The following is a 16,282-nucleotide window of genomic DNA, read 5'->3' as shown; positions in this document are numbered from 1 at the left end:
GGTCGCCACGGGAGTCAGCGACGGCCGCGAGTTCCCGGACGCTGTCGTCTCTCCCGTGTCACACCACCGTTCCGTGCGTCGAAAACGCTCTCTGTCGTCGTTACTCGCCGTCGATGCGTTCGGCCGACACGTCGGTCGCGTCGCCGATCAGGGCGTTCTCGATTGTCGATCGGACGGGCGCGGGCTCGGAGGGGCCGCCCGCGTCCGCGACGGTGCCGACCGTCGCTGCGTCCAGCGGCACCGCGAGCGAATCGTAGACGCCCTCGAGAACACCCGTCACCGCCTCGCGGTTGGCGACGAGGACGATACCCGCGACGAGTGCGGCGTCCTGTCGGACGCGCTGGGCGAGCCCGACGACCTTCCGCTGTCGTCGGCCGTCGGCGGTCGCGTCCGTCACCGACAGCGAGTGCGTCCCGGGACAGAACGACTCCTCAGGCTCGCCGCGGATCGGTTCGAGCCCGAGGGATCGAAGCGCCTCCTCGAGGGCGGACGTGGCGCGCTCGTACCGTTCGGTCGACCCGATACGGAGATCCGCGATCGGTTCGGCGCGAGCGAACGCCAGCGTCGTTTCGCCGTCGTAGGCGACCGCTCGGCCGCCGACGTCGCGCTCGATCGGGGGAAACCCGCGCTCGCGTGCGGCCTCGCGGGCGCGGTGGTATCCTTCGAGACGGGTGTCCCGCCGACCGAACGCGACCTGGCGGTGTGGCGTCCAGACGCGGACGGCGGGTTCGCCGTCGGCGGCGATCGAGAGCAGCGTTCGGCTGGCCTCGCGATCGCGCTCGATAGACGGTGCCCGCCCGCGAAATACGCGCATACCGGACGTTCGACCCAGTGCATCTAAACCCTCCCGCTACCCAGACTACGGTAATCGATGGCCGTCACCCTTCCCGAGTCCGTACTGGCACAGTACGAGCGCTTCTCCCTCTACAACTCGCCGTACCCCGCCCACGACGGCGGTTGTGCGATCGATCTGTATCCCGGAACGCTGGTCGATGGCCGAACGATCGCCGCGCCGAGCCCGGTCGCCGGGACCGTCCGCGAAACCCGTACCGTTCGCGCACCGCCGAAGCCCTACGCGCCCGACCACGACCACCTCATCCTGCTCGAGCCCTCGAGCCCCGCCCCGCTCGACGGACTGTCGGTCAGGATCCTCCACGTCGACCCCTCGGTCCAGGTCGGGGAGCGCGTCGAGCGAGGTGACTCGCTGGGCCGGCTCGTCCGGGCGGGCTTTTTCGCACCCTGGGTCGACAATCACCTCCACGTCGGCTTTCGCGGCCCCGATCAGAACCCCTACCGCGCGTCCGGCTCGCTTCCGATCGAACTCGGCGTGTCGATACGGCCACTCGAGTGGGACGGCACCGGCCGCGTCGTCTCGACCGGCGACACCTACGCGGTGCTCGACGCACCGGCGCATCCGAACCCCGGCGCGGCGTTCGTCGGTGTGGGAGCCGACGGGGGCGGCGTCATAGACGGCGGCCTCCCACACTACGATGGTGGCGGATTGCTCGCGCGCGGCGGTTCGCTCGAGCAGGCGGGCACCGACGAGAGCGTCGTCTCGCTGAACGGGGACCGCCTCGGCGTCGCGGCCGGCCGTACGATCGCGTGGGACGACGTGACCGTGACGGCAAACGACGAGCCGATTACCGGACTGTCGCTGTTCTGTGCCCGGGACGGCGAGTTCGGCGCGAAACTGATCTGCCCGGATCGGTCGTTCGAACCTGGGGAGGGGGTTCGGGTACGCGTCCGCTCGAGCGAGCGCTGTTGATCGACGTGGCCGACGAGTGAACGCCTGACAACGGACACACCGGGAAGCGTAGCTGTCAAGACCGTCGCCGAGAGACGGGTGGTTATGACCGAGGAGCGGCCGACGATGGACGCGCTTGACGAGTTCGCCGACCTCGAGAGTATGCTCCAGTACTTCCTCGAGGAGAACCAGGAGTTCCTCTCGTGGCTCGGCACGAACGTCGACAACGTCGGCGACGGGACGATGACGATGTCGATTCCTTACGACGAGAAGTTGACGAACATCCGCCCGAGCGCCGACGCCGACGAGCGGGGAGATCTCCACGGCGGCGTCGCGGCGACGCTCATCGACACCGTCGGCGGACTCGTGCTCCGGACGGCGATGGACGACCCCTTCGACGTGCGGATCGCGACGATCAACCTGAACGTCAACTACCTCCGGCCGGCGACGGCGGATCTCGTGGCGACCGCGGACGTGATCCGGGTCGGCGGCAGCGTCGGCGTCAGCGAGATCACCGTCGAGAGCACGGCTCCGGACGGCGAGACGAAGCCCGTGGCGATCGGGCAGGGCGCGTATCGAGTGTTCCGTCCGGAGTAAGGGAGCCGTCGCGTTCGACCGGCGCTGTTTTCGCGTCTCCGTCGCGCGCCACCGTCTTCGCGAGCCGATCGCCGCTCGAGCGGTGGCTTCGGGCCATAAATTCATACAGTTTCTGCGTGGAAACATTCCTGCCGATTAGTCCGTTACTAGCTTTCGCCGAACACGTTCACCTGCCTTTCCAGTCCGCAGGAAGTCATCTCTCTCCTATTAGGGTGGACCGTCGAGAGCGAATCGTAACGAGCGGGATCGCAGGTCGATGCCTGCCATCCCGGAGCACACGTCGCGTGGCGACTGCGGACGAACTTCGACAGGACAATGACCCGACCCAACGATTCCGACGACCGATTGACCGAGACGAACAGCCCGACCGAATCGACGCTCGATACGGATTCGGAGCGTGACCCGCTGTTCGCCCGCATTCCCAGACGGGATTTCATGAAGGCAGGGGCTGCAACGGGTGCGATGGCCTCGCTGGCTGGCTGTACGGGGCTGCTCGGCGGCGACGAATCGACCTCCCTCGAGGACGTCAAGACCGACGTCAAGCCCGGCGACCACGACGACTACTACGCGTTCCTCTCGGGTGGTCACACTGGCGAAATCCGTGTGTACGGGCTGCCGTCGATGCGCCAGCTGATGCGGATCCCGGTATTCGGCCGCGAGAGCGCCCGCGGCTACGGCTACGACGACCGCACCAGCGAGATGCTGGAAGACGCGGGCGGCTACTCGTGGGGTGACACCCACCACCCGCGCGTGAGCCAGACCGACAACGACTACGACGGCCGCTGGGCGTTCGTCAACGACAAGGCCAACGGCCGGATGGCCCGGATCAACCTGAAGTACTTCGAGACCGACGCCATCGTCGACATCCCGAACCAGCAGGGGACCCACGGGGCTTGCTGTCTGCTGCCGGACACGAAGTACGTCTTCGGCGTCGGCGAGTTCCGCGTCCCGATGCCCAACGACGGACAGGACCTCACGGATCCGGAGAACTACACGTCGGTCATCGCCGCGATCAATCCCGAGACGATGAACGTCGAGTGGGAGGTGCTCGTCGACGGCAACATGGACAACGGCGACGGCGGCAAGGAGGGCCGGTGGTTCTTTACGACCGGCTACAACAGCGAACACGCCACTACCCAGAGCGAGATGTCCTCAAGCGACACCGACTGGGTGAAGGCCTTCGACGTGCCCGCCATCGAGGAGGCCGTCGAGGCCGGCGAGTACGACGAAATGAACGGCGTTCCCGTCGTCGACGGGACCCGCGACAGCGCGCTGAACGAGGGCGACCGCCCCATCGTTCGCTACATCGACGTCTCGAAGAGCCCCCACGGCGTCAGCGTCACGCCCGACGGACAGTACGCGATCGCCAGCGGGAAACTCGACCCGACGGCGACGGTCATCGACATCGAGACGCTCGCCGAGGCCGACGATCCAAACGAGTCGATCGTGGGCCGTCCGCGACTCGGGATGGGGCCGCTCCACACCGCCTACGACGGCCGCGGCCACGCCTACACGACGCTGTTCATCGACTCCCAGGTCGTCAAGTGGGACATCGAGGCAGCGGTCGAGGCCAGCGAGGAGTCGACCGATCCGGTGATCGAGAAGATCGACGTCCACTACAACCCCGGCCACCTGATCGCCTCGGAGTCCTACACGGCCGATCCGCAGGGAGACTGGCTGATCTCGCTGAACAAGCTCTCGAAGGAGCGGTTCCTCCCGGTCGGACCGATGCACCCCGAGAACGACCAGCTGATCTACATCGGCGACGACGAGGAGGGGATGTCCCTCGTCAAGGACACGCCCTCCTACGCCGAGCCCCACGACGCCTCGATCGTTAGCGCGGAGAAACTCGACCCCGCGAAGGTCTACGACCCCGAGGACTACGACGAGGAGTTCGTCGATACCGAGGACGTCGACATCTCCCGCGAGGACGGGCGCGTCCACGTGAAGATGTACTCGACGCGCAACGAGTTCGGCTTCGAGGAGGTCACCGTCACGGAGGGCGACGAGGTGACGATGACCGTCACCAACATCGAGCAGACCCCCGACATCCTGCATTCGATCGCCATCCCCGAACACGACATCAACATGAAACTCGCGCCACAGGAGACGCGCGAAGTGACCTTTACCGCCGACGAGCCGGGCGTTTACTGGATGTACTGTGCGTTCTTCTGTAGCGCACTGCACCTCGAGATGCGCTCGCGACTGATCGTCGAACCCGCGGAGTGATCTCACGATGACCCGATCCCGCCTCACGCGGCTGTTCGAACTCAGACGCCTCCTCCCGCTCGTCGCAGCCGTGCTGTTCGTGCTCGCCCTGCGCGTTCCGGTGTGGCGGATCACGCTGACGGCACCGCAGTACGTCGATCCGCTCGTCGTGGAGCTCTACGCCCACCCCCGGATCGGCGGGGACTGGCAGGAGGTCCGGGGGCTCAACAAGTACGTCGGGTTCTACTACCCCGATCCGGTGTACGTCGAGCCCAACTACGAGCCCCACGAGAAGGCGGTCGACGTCCCCGAGTGGGTCCTCGGTCCGGTCGTCTTCATCGGGATGGCCGTCGTTTCGGCGGTCGTTGCAGCCCTCCCGAGTCGCAGAATTTCGAAGGGACTGACCGCGCTGTTCGCCGGCTCGATCGCGCTCTTCGGCGCGATGGGTGCCCTCATCCAGTACCGGCTCTACCAGGCCGGTCACTCGCTGGATCCGGAGGCCCCGCTCAACGGCGTCGAGGGGTTTACGCCGCCGCTTGCCGGCACCTACGAGGTCGCGAACATCAGCGGCACCGCCTGGTTCGGTCCCGGCGGCTACATGATGGTCGCCGGGGTCGTTCTGTTGGCCATCGCCTTCCGCTACCGAGGGTCGGATGCCACGATCACCGAGACACCCGCGATCCTCCGCGGTGGCTGGCACCGACTCCGAGAGCGGATTCGACGTCGCGGAAACGACGACGAACCAAGCCCCGCGGGAACCGGCCGGGAACGGAACCCCGACTCCGAGGAGGGACACCGGCTCGAAACCGACGGCGGCGTCCGTCCGGACGCGGGAAGCGAGGGCGACCTTCAGCGGGCGGCTCGAGCCGACCGCTCGCGTCCGGCCGACGCGTCCGGCGACGATGTGGCTCCGGACCGACGCCCACGAACCCCACCGGACGGTGACCCGCCATGAGGGAGGAATACTTCGCCGTCGCTGCTGCGGTGGTCCTCGTCTGTTCGGTAGCCGGTGGGGCCGTCGCCGCGACGAGCGGGTCGGCCGAGAGCGAGAGCGTCGAGGGCTGGGAGGCGGACGTTCCGGCCGTTCACGACGTCGAGGAACCCCGTTCCGACGGCGTCGCGACGGTCGACGACCGCGAGTTCGACTCGGTCCAGGCGGCGGTCGACGCCGCCGAGCCGGGTGAGACGGTTCGCCTCGAGGGCCGATTCGACGAACGGATCGTCGTCGATACACCGGACGTGACGATCGCGGCCGTCGAACGCGACGGTGCGATGATCGACGGCGGCGGTGAGGGCCAGGTCGTCGCGATCGAGGCCGAAAACGTCACCCTCGAGAACGTCTGGATCCGCAACTCCGGCTTCGACCGGCAGGACACCGACAGCGGCGTCCTGGTCAACGGCTCGAACGCGACGCTGTCGTCGCTCCGACTGACCGAGATCCAGTTCGGGATCTGGATCGGCAGCGTCGACGACGTGACCGTCGAGGACTCCATCGTCGCCGGACGCGAGGACGTGCCGCTGGCCGAACGCGGCAACGGCATCCACCTCTGGGAGGCGACCGACACCGAGGTGCGAAACAACTCCGTGACGACCGTCCGCGACGGGATCTACTACCAGTGGGCCGAGGGAGTCGTCGCCGAGGGCAACACGATGTGGAACATGCGCTACGGCGTCCACTACATGTACTCCGACGACAACCACCTCGAGGACAACGTCGCGTTCGACAACGACGTCGGCTTCGCGCTGATGGTTTCGAAGCGACTGACGCTGCTGAACAACACCGCCGTGAACAACGACGGGACGAGCGGCCACGGCATCCTCGTCAAAGACGTCGAGGACAGCGAGATCGTCGGCAACGACCTCGTCGGCAACGGGAACGGGCTGTACGTCCACAACTCCCAGGACAATCGCCTCGAGTCGAACCTCGTCCTCGCAAACGACGTGGGCGTCCACATCACCGGCGGCAGCAGCGGCGAGACCGTCTCCGGCAACAGCTTCATCCGGAACGGCGAAGCGGCGTTCGCCGAGACGAACTCGCAGACGCACTGGAACGACACCGATCGGGGCAACTACTGGTCCGACGCACGCGTCGCCGACCTCGACGACGACGGGATCAGCGAGAACCGCCACCGGCCCGCCGGCGCCGTCGAGGGACTGGTCCACGAGCGGCCACAGGCGGCCGTCTTCGCCCAGAGTCCGGCCTTCGACGCGGTCAAACTGGCGGAGAGTTCGTTCCCCGTCCTCGAGACGCCGGGCATCGTCGACAACCGACCGCTCGCTGACTCACCCCACGAGCACTGGAGGTCCTACTATGAAAATCACGATCACTGACGTTCGGAAACGGTACGGCGACGTCGTCGCCCTCGACGGGCCCTCCTTCGAGGTTCCCTCGGGGTCGACGTTCGGCGTCCTCGGCACGAACGGTGCGGGAAAGACGACGCTGTTCAAACTCCTCGTCGGCCACGATCACCCCGACGCGGGATGCATCGAGGTCGGCGGTCTCGACGTCGAGGCGGCGGGCCATCGCGTCCGCGAGCGCGTGGGCTACCTCCCCGAGCACAGCGGTTTCCCGCCGTCGATGACCGGCCGGGAAGTACTCGGCGTCCACGCCCGCATCCGTGGGCTCGCCGACCGCCGCGAACGGATCGACGAGTGTCTCGACCTCGTCGGCCTCTCCGAGGCCGCCGACCGGGCCGTCTCGGGCTACTCGAACGGCATGGCCCGGCGGCTCGGTCTCGCGTCCGTCCTGCTCTCGCGCCCGCCCGTGCTCGTCCTCGACGAGCCGACCGCAGGGCTCGACCCCCGCGGCGTCGCGGCGTTTCATCGGATCATCGAGCGGATCGACCGCGAGACCGACGCCACGGTCGTCATCTCCTCGCACGTCCTGAGCGAGATCGAACGCCTCTGTGACGAGGTCGCGATCCTGCAGGACGGCCGACTGCGCGCAAACGGTCCCATCGACGACCTGCGGCAGGCGGCCGGCGACCGCGTGACCGTCGTCTGCCGACCCGCCGACGACCGCGCCGCCCTGCTCGAGGCCGTTCAGGGTCACGGCGACGTGACCGATACCGGCGAGGAAATCGAAGTCGCCTGCGATCGTGCGGACGCGTTCGACCTCGTCGCCGCGCTCGGCGAAACGCAGGCGCTCGTCGATAGTTTCGAAGTGCACGAACCGGGTCTCGAGGCGGCGTTCCACGACGCGCTCGCCGCGGAGACCGACGACGAGGAGGTGGCAGCATGACGATCGATCGTCGATCGGACGACCGCGATGGGACACCGACTGCGGGAACGAGCGCCGACGCCGACCGGACGGCCATCGGATCGGACTCCGCCGACCCGAAACCGGACGGCGGGTACGAGACGGCCCCGGCCGTGGCTCACGGCGGCGATTCCGGGACGATCGCCGGCCAACTGTTCGTCGTCGCGGAGACGGAGTACCGGCTGGCGGTGCGGAGTCGCTGGGCGGTCGCACTCACCGCGATCTTCGCCGTCTTCGCCCTCGGAATGGCGACGTTCAGCGGTTCGGACGCCAGCCCGGCCGGCTTCGAGCGAATCGTCGCGAGCCTGGCCGCGCTCGTCGTCTACCTCGTCCCGCTGGTCGCGCTCGCGTTCAGCTACGACGCCATCGTCGGCCGCGAGGAGAGTGGCTGGCTGCAGACGCTGTTCTCGCTGCCCGTCTCGCGGTCGTGGGTCGTCCTCGGGACCGCCGTCGGCCGTGCGACCGTCCTCGCGAGCGCGACCGTCATCGGCTTCGGGGCGGCCGGCATCCTGCTCTTGCTCGAGTACGGCTTCGGTGGCTTCGAGTCCTACGTCGGCTTCCTGCTCGCCGCGGTCGGCCTCGGCCTGGCCTTCCTCGCCATCGGCGTCTTGCTGTCGACGGTGGCCCGCGAAAAGACCCACGCGCTGGGCATCGCGCTCCTCGCGTGGGCCTGGTTCGTCCTCGTTCACGACCTGCTCGCACTCGGCGTCGTCGGGGCCTTTTCGCTGCCCGACGTGGCCGTCTCGGCGATGGTGCTTGCCAACCCGACCGGCGTCTTTCGAGCGCTCGTCCTCGGGGCGCTCGGCGCGGGCGGCGACGCCGGATTCGCCGCCGTGCTCGCCGAGGCGGGGCTCTCGACGGGGCTGCTGGCTGCCACGCTCGTCGCCTGGATCGTCGTTCCGATCGCACTCGCGGCGGTTGCCGTCAACCGACGACGACTATGACGGGACGACGACCACCGACGGCGGTCTCGCCCGCTCGTCGTCGGGTACTGGCCAGCGCGGGAGCGCTCGCGAGCGCCGGCCTCGCGGGCTGTCTCGGGTCTGGTGTCGACGCCGAGCCCGCCGAACCGATCGCTCTCATCGACGGGCAGACGTGTGACGTCTGCGGGATGACGATCGCGGACCACTTCGGTCCCGCGGGACAGATCTTCTACGCGGACGACAAACCGGACGGGCGGGACGGGCCGGCCTGGTTCGACAGCGTCGTCGAACTCCTCAGCTACGCCGCGAGACGCGATGCACGCGGCTGGACGACGCGTGGGACGTTCGTCACCGACTACTCGAGCGTCGACTACGACCTGGTCGACCGGAGCAGGACGACGTACATCTCGACGCACGTGGCCGCCGCGGCGTTCGCGGACGCAACGGACTGCTTCTACGTCGTCGACAGCGACGTCCGTGGTGCGATGGGGGAGGACTATTTCCCCTTCTCGGAGTACGAGGAGGCCACCACGTTCGCCGACGAACACGCCGGGACGGTGCGTCAGTGGGAGCACCTCGCCGACCGATAGCGGACTCCTCGAGTCACCTGAAGCGAGACGCCGTTCCGGCGTCATACGGATTCGTGTCATCAATTACCGCCGATCAGCCTCGCGGGTCGCCGATCGGCGGTAACTACGGACACGAATCCGTATCAGTCGTCGGCGGTCACGGTCCGGAGGCGGAGCACGAGTGCCACCGTTGCGAGGCCGAACGCGGCGGCGTACACCGTCGCACCGACCGAGAGGTAGTACCAGAGCGCGTACGCACAGCCTGCGAGGCCGATCAGGTACACCGGTCGCAGCCGTTGTTCGTTCATTCGACATCCCGCTCCGTTCTCGACCCGAGTCGCGCCCGACAGATCGACTCGGCGGTCCCCGGTTGTGCTCCGTTCATATCCGCTCGTTCGACTGACGATCGGAAAAGCCCCTCACTCGAGGCCGACTGTGGCGTCGCGCGCTCGTCTCTCAGCGATCGACGGACAGCATCCGCAGCCGCACCACGAGATACACCGCCACGAACGCGAACGCGCCGGCGTACAGCCACGTCCCGCTCGTGACCGCGTACGCGAACGCCACCGCGTTCAGTGCGATGCCCACCAGATAGACCGGGCGCAACCGCTGTCGGTTCATTCGCTCTCACCGTCGCTCGTCCGCTCGAGACGCGAGCAGTGTGCCGTCGCGAGGCGCGGTCGGATCGCGGTCATATCCAGTGTTGGACCGAGGCCGTGAAAAATCGCCGGTGTGGCGCGTCGCCGGTCGGTTACGCGAACTCGATCTCCGCGCTCGGTTCGACTTCGCCGAACAGCCACGCGGCGTGTTCGAGGGCGTACTCGTGGTGCTCGTCCTCGATCGCGCCGATGCAGTCCTCGACCATGATCGGTCGAAAGTCCCGCAGCCCCGCGCTCCCGCCGGTGTGGAGCACGCAGACGTTCGCGAGGGTGCCACAGATCACCAGGTCGTCGATCCCGCGGGCGTTCAGCCACCCCTCGAGTTCCGTGTCGTGAAAGGCGTCGTAGGTGTGTTTCTCGACGACGTTGTCGGCGGCCTCGACGGGGAGTTCCGCGACGATTTCGGCTTCCCAGGACCCCTCGAGGACGTGCTCGCCCCACTGCTCGAACTCGTCGTAGTAGTGGGCGTCGTCGAACTGTTCCGGTGGGTGGACGTCGCGGGTGAAAAGCAGGTACACACCGGCGTCGCGGGCGCGGTCGACCAGCGCTGCGATCGGTTCGATGACCGCCTCGCTGCCCGGCGCGTACAGCGAGCCGTCGGGATGACAGAACCCGTTTTGCATGTCGACGACCACCACTGCCGTGTTCGCTGGCTCGAGACGCATGGCTACGTGGTCGTACGGACGGGCCGGTAAAAACGTTCGCGCCGCGTGCGGAGTGTCATCGAATCCCAGACCGGGGCGGCAACGCGGTCGACGGCAGGCGGAGCGGGCCGCCGATCCACGCGTGGTCGCGGCCGACGGCGGTCGGTCTCGGGCGGTGTAACCGCCGCCCTTTTTGCACGGCCGTTCCAACGGATAGCTAGTCACCCGACATGAGATCGACGCGTACCCGCCCGTCCGTTTCCCTCCTCGTGGTCGCACTCACTGCGGTGCTGGTGACCGGTGGGCTCGCCGGCCCGGTGCTGGCAGCGAGCCCGGCCACGAACGCGACCGCCGCTCCGACCCCAGATTCGACCGCCGTTCAGACTCCCGATTCGGCCCCCGACCCCTCCCTCGAGTCGACCGCCGCTCGGCGTACGGCGGCGTCCCAGGACAGCCGTCCTGCGGATCCGACGACCGAGGACACGATCGGCTACGTCGAGGGCTACTGGTACGACGACGAACTCCCCGTCGACGAGCAGTCCGACGCCGTCGTCGACGAGGACGCGCTCGATCCCGTCGTCTACCGTGCCATGGCCCGCGTCGAACGGATCCGAAACATGACGTTCGAGGAGGAGGTCGACGTCGAGGTCGTCTCCCGAGCGGAGTACCGGGAGACCAACGACGGCCGCTTCGTGAACGTTTCGTCGGCCAACCGCCTCGAGCAAAACGTCGCCTACGAGGCGCTGTTCATGGTCGATCGAGAGACGGAGGCCGTCGACGCGACCCAGACGGTCTACGGCGGTGCCGTCGCCGGCTACTACGACCCCGAGACGGACGAGATCGTCATCGTCTCGGAGAACCCCGAGACGCCGGAGCTCGACGAACTCACGCTCGGCCACGAGCTCGTCCACGCCCTCCAGGACCAGCGGTTCGATCTGTCCGCCCTCGGGGGACGGACACAGGACCGCGAACTCGCGAAAAACGGGCTGGTCGAGGGCGATGCCAGCCGGGTCGAACGCGAGTACGAGACCCGCTGTGGGTACGAGTGGAGCTGTCTCAGCTCCCCAGAAGGGAACCCCGACCGATCCCTCGACATCAACTGGGGGATCTACTTCACCGTTTACCAGCCCTACAGCGACGGCCCCCACTACGTCAACTACCTGCGCCAGCAAGGTGAGGACTGGTCCGCGGTCAACGCGGCCTACGACGATCCGCCGACGACCACCTCGGCCGTGATCCATCCCGGCACCGAGCGCGACCCGGTCAACATCTCGGTTCCGGATCGCTCGAGCGAGGACTGGCGACAGCTCCGCGTCGACGGCGTGGTCGCCAACGATACCGTCGGCGAGGCGGGCATGGTCGCGATGTTCGCCGCCGGCGCGCTCGACGGCGGGTCGTCGGTGATCGGAACCAACGAACTCCTCGACGACGAGGGGTACAACTACAACCACTCCTACACCAACGGATGGAGCGGCGATCGGCTGGTCATTTATACGAACGACGAGGCCGAGGCCGAGAGCGACCCGGCCGAAGCGGCCGGCCACGCCGGCTACGTCTGGCGAACCCAGTGGCAGTCGGGGACGGACACCCAGCAGTTCGTTAACGGCTATCTGCGACTGCTCGAAAGCCACGGTGCGGAGTCCGTCGAGGGCCGCCAGGACACCTACGTGATCGACGACGGCGGCTACGCCGGCGCGTACTATCTCGATCGAACCAACCGGATCCTGACGATCGTCCGTGCGCCGTCGGTCGAGGAACTCCCGAACGTGGAAGCGGGTGCTGCACCCGACGGTGAGGACACCCTCGAGATCGTCGAGGGGAGCGACAGCGTCCCCGGCTTCGGCCTCACGGCGGCTGTAGGCGCGATTGCGGTCGTGGTACTCGGCGCGGGGACGCGTCTCGCCCGGGGTCGGATCGGTAGCGATCGGGACTGAACGGCGACGGCTCCGACCGATGTACATTTGACCGTCTCGCCGAACAGTGATTCAATGGGCCGAGCGAGGCTGTTCGTCGTCGTCGCACTCGTCGTCTGTTCGGGCTGTGCCCTTCCCGGCAATCCCGACGGCTTCGACACCGACCGCGAACTCGGGTACGTCGGCGAGTACGCCCACGACGACGTTTTCGCGTTCGACACGAGCGGCGACCTCTCCGCGGAGCAACTCGAGGCAGTGATGTATCGATCGATGGCTCGGATCGAGGTGGTTCGCGGACTGAAGTACGAACGCGACGTCGAACTCGAGGTCACGACCCGGAGCGAGTACCGCGACCGGCGGACCAGCGGGACGGAGAACGCGTCGGCGTTCAGCAACGAGGTCTGGCGGGCCGCGTTCCTCGTCGACGGCGACACCGACGTCAATCGGGCGTTCGACGACCTCTACGGCGATTCCGTACAGGGCTACTACGTGAACGACCGGATCGTCATCGTCGTCGACGAGACCGACGAGATCAGCATCGATCGCCGGACCCTGGTCCACGAACTGACACACGCCCTGCAGGACCAACACTTCGGCATCGCTCGCGAGAGCGAGACGATCGACGGATTGCGCGCCGAAAACGGCCTGCTCGAGGGGGAAGCAGCCTACGTTCCCCGGCAGTACGATCGCCGCTGTGGGGCCGAGTGGCAGTGTTTGCCCACGACCCAGGGAGCGACGGCATCGGGCGAGGCGATCACACAGCGCCCGTTCAACGACGGGCTCTTCCTCTCGATCTACGCCCCCTACGCCGAAGGACCGGGGTTCGTCGCCGATCGCTTCGAACGCGGCGGCTGGGCCGCCGTCGATCGTGCACACGCCGATCCACCACGGAGTACTGCCCAGCTTCTCCACCCCGAGCGTTATCCGGATGCCGACCCGGTCGCCGTCGACATCGCGGACCGCTCGAGCGACGACTGGAGACCGATCACCGAGAGCGTCGCTGACGGCGACGGCGAACCCCGAACGGAGACGATCGGCGAAGCGACCCTGTTCGCGACGCTCTGGGCCAACGGCGTGGTCGAGCGGCCACTCACCGAGGGAGCCACCGACGGCTCACGATACAACTACTCCTCCCCCGCGACCGAGGGGTGGGCCGGCGACAGCCTCCGGGTCTACCGAAACGGAGACGAGACGAATCGGACGGCACACGTCTGGCGGCTCGCCTGGGAGCGCCCGGCGGATGCGACGGCGTTCGCCGATGCCTACCGGCGACTCCTCTCGAACAAGGGGGCCGAGCCGGTCGAATCCGCCGGCGACGGTGTCTATCGGATCCCCGACGGCGAGCCCTTCACCGGCGCGTACCGCGTCACGGTCGCCGGCGACACGGTCGAAATCGTCGGCGCGCCGACCGTCGACGAACTTGCCGACGTTCACGCGACGACACCGAGCCCGTCGCTCGAGCCCGCCCCAGTCCGCGAGCCGGCGGCGACCGTGTCGACGCTGCCGACCGACAGCCCGGCTGCGTCGCGTTCGTCGGCAGACGGGTAGCTTTTTTGCCTCCCACGGGAAACCGACGATATGTCAAATCCGTTCGGAACCGTTCCCCCTGCAGCGATTCTCGAGGGGGATGCAACGGACGCGTACTTCGAGCGCACACGGACCACGCTCGAGCACGCGGCGAAGAACCCCCACGTCGTCGCCGAAGTGACGGCAGACCAGTTCCCGACGGGGAGCTTCGAGGTCTTCACGGGCGTGAAAGACGTCGCGACGTTGTTCGAGGGCCGGAACGTCGATGTCGACGCCCTTCCCGACGGCCAACTGTTCGACGGCGGCCCCGTCTGCCGGATCGAGGGCCCCTACCTCGAGTTCGCCGAACTCGAGACCTCGCTGCTTGGCTTTTGCTCACAGCCAAGCGGGTTCGCGACGGCCGCACTCGAGGCCAGATCGGCGGCCCCGGACTCGCTCGTCCTGTCGTTCGGTGCGCGACACGTCCATCCCTCGATCGCGACGACGGTCGAGCGAGCAGCGTTGCTCGCCGGTCTCGACGGGTTCTCCCACGTCGCAGCCGGCGAGGTGCTTGGCCGGGAGGCGGGCGGGACGATGCCCCACGCGCTCATGTTCTGTTTCGGTGAGGGCAATCAGGCCGACGCCTGGACGGCGTTCGACGAGGCCGTCGGCGAGGACGTCCCGCGGATCGCGCTGACGGACACCTTCTGGGACGAGAAAAGCGAGAGCCTGTTGGCCGCCGAGACGCTCGGCGACGCCCTCGACGGCGTCCGACTGGACACGACCGGTTCGCGACGGGGCGATTTCCGACACATCGTCCGCGAGGTCCGCTGGGAGCTCGACGCCCGCGGCCACGAGGACGTCGACATCTTCTGTAGCGGCGGGCTCGAGCCCGAATCGATCCGAACCCTGACCGACGTCGCCGACGGGTTCGGCGTCGGCAGTCACATCACGGGTGCCGACGCCGTGGACTTCAGCCTCGATATCGTCGAGATCGAGGGCGAGCCCATCTCCAAACGGGGCAAACTCTCCGGCGTCAAGGATGTCTATCGGACCCCCGCGGGCGGACACCACGTCACGCTCGCCGACGGCGATGGCCCTGCCGAGGGCGAGTCCCTGCTCGAGCCGCTGGTCCGCGATGGGGAGATCGTCCGGGAGTTCGACCTCGATACCGCGACCGAGCGGTGTCTCGAGGACGCCGCGGTCGTGGAGTTTGGCGATTCGGAGGCGTAGCGCGGTCGTTCAGGTCGGCAATCGCTTCGCGACCGCCGCGAGCGACTCTCTCCCCTGGACCTCGCCCTCGAGGGCGGGCAGCGTCACGACCTCGAGGTCCGGAAACGTCGCTCGGATCGTCGCGAGCTGTTCCTCGTGGCGTTCCTGTCGCGATCGACAGCGCGGACACCCCTCGTGGGGATCCTCGAGCACGCGATTCACGATCAGCCGCTCGACGGGCACGCCGCCCTCGCGAAGCCGGTCGACGAGCCGTTCCGTCTCCGAAACCGCCATCGATTCCGGGAGGAGCACCACGCGAAACTCGGTCCGTTCGGGATCGACGAGCACCTCCCGAGCGCGCTCGAGTCGGGCCTGAAACGCCTCTAGACTCTCGTCTTCGTCGTCGCTGTCGCCGGTCATCATCGACATCGGCCCCAGGACGGCCGTCCGGGCGGCGTTGCCGATCCGCTTTGCCTGCCCGCGAAGCGACCGGGCCGTCTCGAGTGCCAGCCCCATCACGTCGGGCATGTCGAACAGCCGCAGGGTGTGACCCGTCGGTGCGGTGTCGAAGACGACGGTGTCCCACTCGCCCGAGTCGACGTACTCGACCAGGAGATCGAGCGCCGCGATCTCGTCGCTGCCCGCCGGCGCACCCGTCGCGAAGAGCCGTTCGACCTCCTCGTCGGAGAGACTGATGCCGGCACGCCGGAGGTCTTTCGCGAGCGCGCGTGCCAGTTTTTCGTAGCGCTCTTTCTGGACGTCTGGGTCGATCTCGACGGCCCACAGGCTCCCCGCCCGCTCCGACTCGTCCGCCATCGATCCGGCCCCCTCGAGCGCCGCGGGCGACTCGAGTTCGGTCGGTTCCGGGCCGATCTCCGCCTCGAACGAATCGGAAAGCGAGTGGGCCGGGTCGGTCGAGACGACGAGGGTCGTCCGGCCGGCGGCGGCCAGCGAGAGTCCGGTCGCCGCCGCGCAGGTCGTCTTCCCGACGCCGCCTTTGCCGCCGTAGAAGATGCAGTCGGTCACACTGGCGGCTACGACGGCGATC

The 16,282-nt window shown here is 67.8% G+C and carries 16 protein-coding genes; 11 read left to right on the top strand and 5 right to left on the bottom strand.

Annotated features, from left to right (window positions below; all coding sequences use genetic code 11):
• Positions 1 to 100: 100 nt before the first annotated feature.
• Positions 101 to 814 (bottom strand): lipoyl protein ligase domain-containing protein, encoded by a 714-nt coding sequence (locus CP557_RS15165; RefSeq protein WP_097380677.1) that lies wholly within the window; start codon positions 812 to 814, stop codon positions 101 to 103.
• Positions 815 to 871: 57 nt separating this feature from the next.
• On the opposite strand from CP557_RS15165, the gene CP557_RS15160 reads away from it, so the two are divergent.
• The 8 genes from CP557_RS15160 to CP557_RS15125 all read left to right on the top strand — a co-directional run bounded on the left by CP557_RS15160 (position 872) and on the right by CP557_RS15125 (position 9,321).
• Positions 872 to 1,765 (top strand): hypothetical protein, encoded by an 894-nt coding sequence (locus CP557_RS15160; RefSeq protein ID WP_097380676.1) that lies wholly within the window; start codon positions 872 to 874, stop codon positions 1,763 to 1,765.
• A gap of 84 nt (positions 1,766 to 1,849) precedes the next feature.
• Positions 1,850 to 2,341 (top strand): PaaI family thioesterase, encoded by a 492-nt coding sequence (locus CP557_RS15155; RefSeq protein WP_097380675.1) that lies wholly within the window; start codon positions 1,850 to 1,852, stop codon positions 2,339 to 2,341.
• 315 nt (positions 2,342 to 2,656) lie between these two features.
• Positions 2,657 to 4,570 carry a TAT-dependent nitrous-oxide reductase gene (nosZ, locus tag CP557_RS15150; RefSeq protein ID WP_245853028.1) on the top strand — a complete coding sequence of 638 codons (1,914 nt, stop codon included), beginning with the start codon at positions 2,657 to 2,659 and terminating at the stop codon, positions 4,568 to 4,570.
• 7 nt (positions 4,571 to 4,577) lie between these two features.
• Positions 4,578 to 5,504 carry a hypothetical protein gene (locus tag CP557_RS15145; RefSeq protein WP_097380674.1) on the top strand — a complete coding sequence of 309 codons (927 nt, stop codon included), beginning with the start codon at positions 4,578 to 4,580 and terminating at the stop codon, positions 5,502 to 5,504.
• The gene (nosD, locus tag CP557_RS15140) at positions 5,501 to 6,880 is read left to right on the top strand and encodes a nitrous oxide reductase family maturation protein NosD (RefSeq protein WP_097380673.1); all 1,380 of its coding nucleotides are present in this window, start codon (positions 5,501 to 5,503) and stop codon (positions 6,878 to 6,880) included. Before CP557_RS15145 ends, nosD begins: the two co-directional genes overlap by 4 nt.
• Entirely contained in the window at positions 6,861 to 7,790 is a 930-nt protein-coding gene (locus CP557_RS15135) for an ABC transporter ATP-binding protein (protein ID WP_097380672.1), read from the top strand. Before nosD ends, CP557_RS15135 begins: the two co-directional genes overlap by 20 nt.
• Entirely contained in the window at positions 7,787 to 8,752 is a 966-nt protein-coding gene (locus CP557_RS15130; protein ID WP_097380671.1) for an ABC transporter permease, read from the top strand. Before CP557_RS15135 ends, CP557_RS15130 begins: the two co-directional genes overlap by 4 nt.
• Complete coding sequence (locus tag CP557_RS15125; RefSeq protein ID WP_097380670.1) at positions 8,749 to 9,321, top strand: nitrous oxide reductase accessory protein NosL; 573 nt, start codon at positions 8,749 to 8,751, stop codon at positions 9,319 to 9,321. Before CP557_RS15130 ends, CP557_RS15125 begins: the two co-directional genes overlap by 4 nt.
• 122 nt (positions 9,322 to 9,443) lie before the next feature.
• Here the strand turns inward: CP557_RS15125 and CP557_RS22650 are convergent, their stop codons facing one another.
• From CP557_RS22650 to CP557_RS15120, 3 genes are all read right to left on the bottom strand, one after another.
• Entirely contained in the window at positions 9,444 to 9,608 is a 165-nt protein-coding gene (locus CP557_RS22650) for a hypothetical protein (protein WP_169924394.1), read from the bottom strand.
• A gap of 148 nt (positions 9,609 to 9,756) precedes the next feature.
• Positions 9,757 to 9,921, bottom strand: coding sequence for a hypothetical protein (locus CP557_RS22645; RefSeq protein WP_169924393.1), 165 nt, complete (start codon positions 9,919 to 9,921; stop codon positions 9,757 to 9,759).
• 130 nt (positions 9,922 to 10,051) lie between these two features.
• Positions 10,052 to 10,624, bottom strand: coding sequence for a cysteine hydrolase family protein (locus CP557_RS15120; protein ID WP_097380669.1), 573 nt, complete (start codon positions 10,622 to 10,624; stop codon positions 10,052 to 10,054).
• Positions 10,625 to 10,833: 209 nt separating this feature from the next.
• Here CP557_RS15120 and CP557_RS15115 point away from each other — a divergent pair, with 209 nt between their 5' ends.
• Genes CP557_RS15115 through CP557_RS15105 form a run of 3 tightly spaced genes read left to right on the top strand, consistent with a single transcriptional unit; the run spans position 10,834 to position 15,255 of the window.
• Positions 10,834 to 12,537, top strand: a complete 1,704-nt coding sequence (locus CP557_RS15115; RefSeq protein WP_097380668.1) for an Hvo_1808 family surface protein — start codon at positions 10,834 to 10,836, stop codon at positions 12,535 to 12,537.
• A 54-nt stretch (positions 12,538 to 12,591) separates the two neighbouring features.
• Complete coding sequence (locus CP557_RS15110) at positions 12,592 to 14,064, top strand: Hvo_1808 family surface protein (protein WP_097380667.1); 1,473 nt, start codon at positions 12,592 to 12,594, stop codon at positions 14,062 to 14,064.
• A 30-nt stretch (positions 14,065 to 14,094) separates the two neighbouring features.
• Complete coding sequence (locus tag CP557_RS15105) at positions 14,095 to 15,255, top strand: nicotinate phosphoribosyltransferase (RefSeq protein ID WP_097380666.1); 1,161 nt, start codon at positions 14,095 to 14,097, stop codon at positions 15,253 to 15,255.
• Between the two features lie 9 nt (positions 15,256 to 15,264).
• Here CP557_RS15105 and CP557_RS15100 read toward each other — a convergent pair whose 3' ends face one another.
• Positions 15,265 to 16,260, bottom strand: coding sequence for an ArsA family ATPase (locus tag CP557_RS15100; protein WP_097380665.1), 996 nt, complete (start codon positions 16,258 to 16,260; stop codon positions 15,265 to 15,267).
• Between the last annotated feature and the right edge of the window lie 22 nt (positions 16,261 to 16,282).

Origin of the sequence: Natrinema ejinorense (assembly GCF_002494345.1) — an archaeon.
Taxonomy (GTDB): domain Archaea; phylum Halobacteriota; class Halobacteria; order Halobacteriales; family Natrialbaceae; genus Natrinema; species Natrinema longum.
This window is presented reverse-complemented; position numbering and strand designations above follow the sequence as displayed.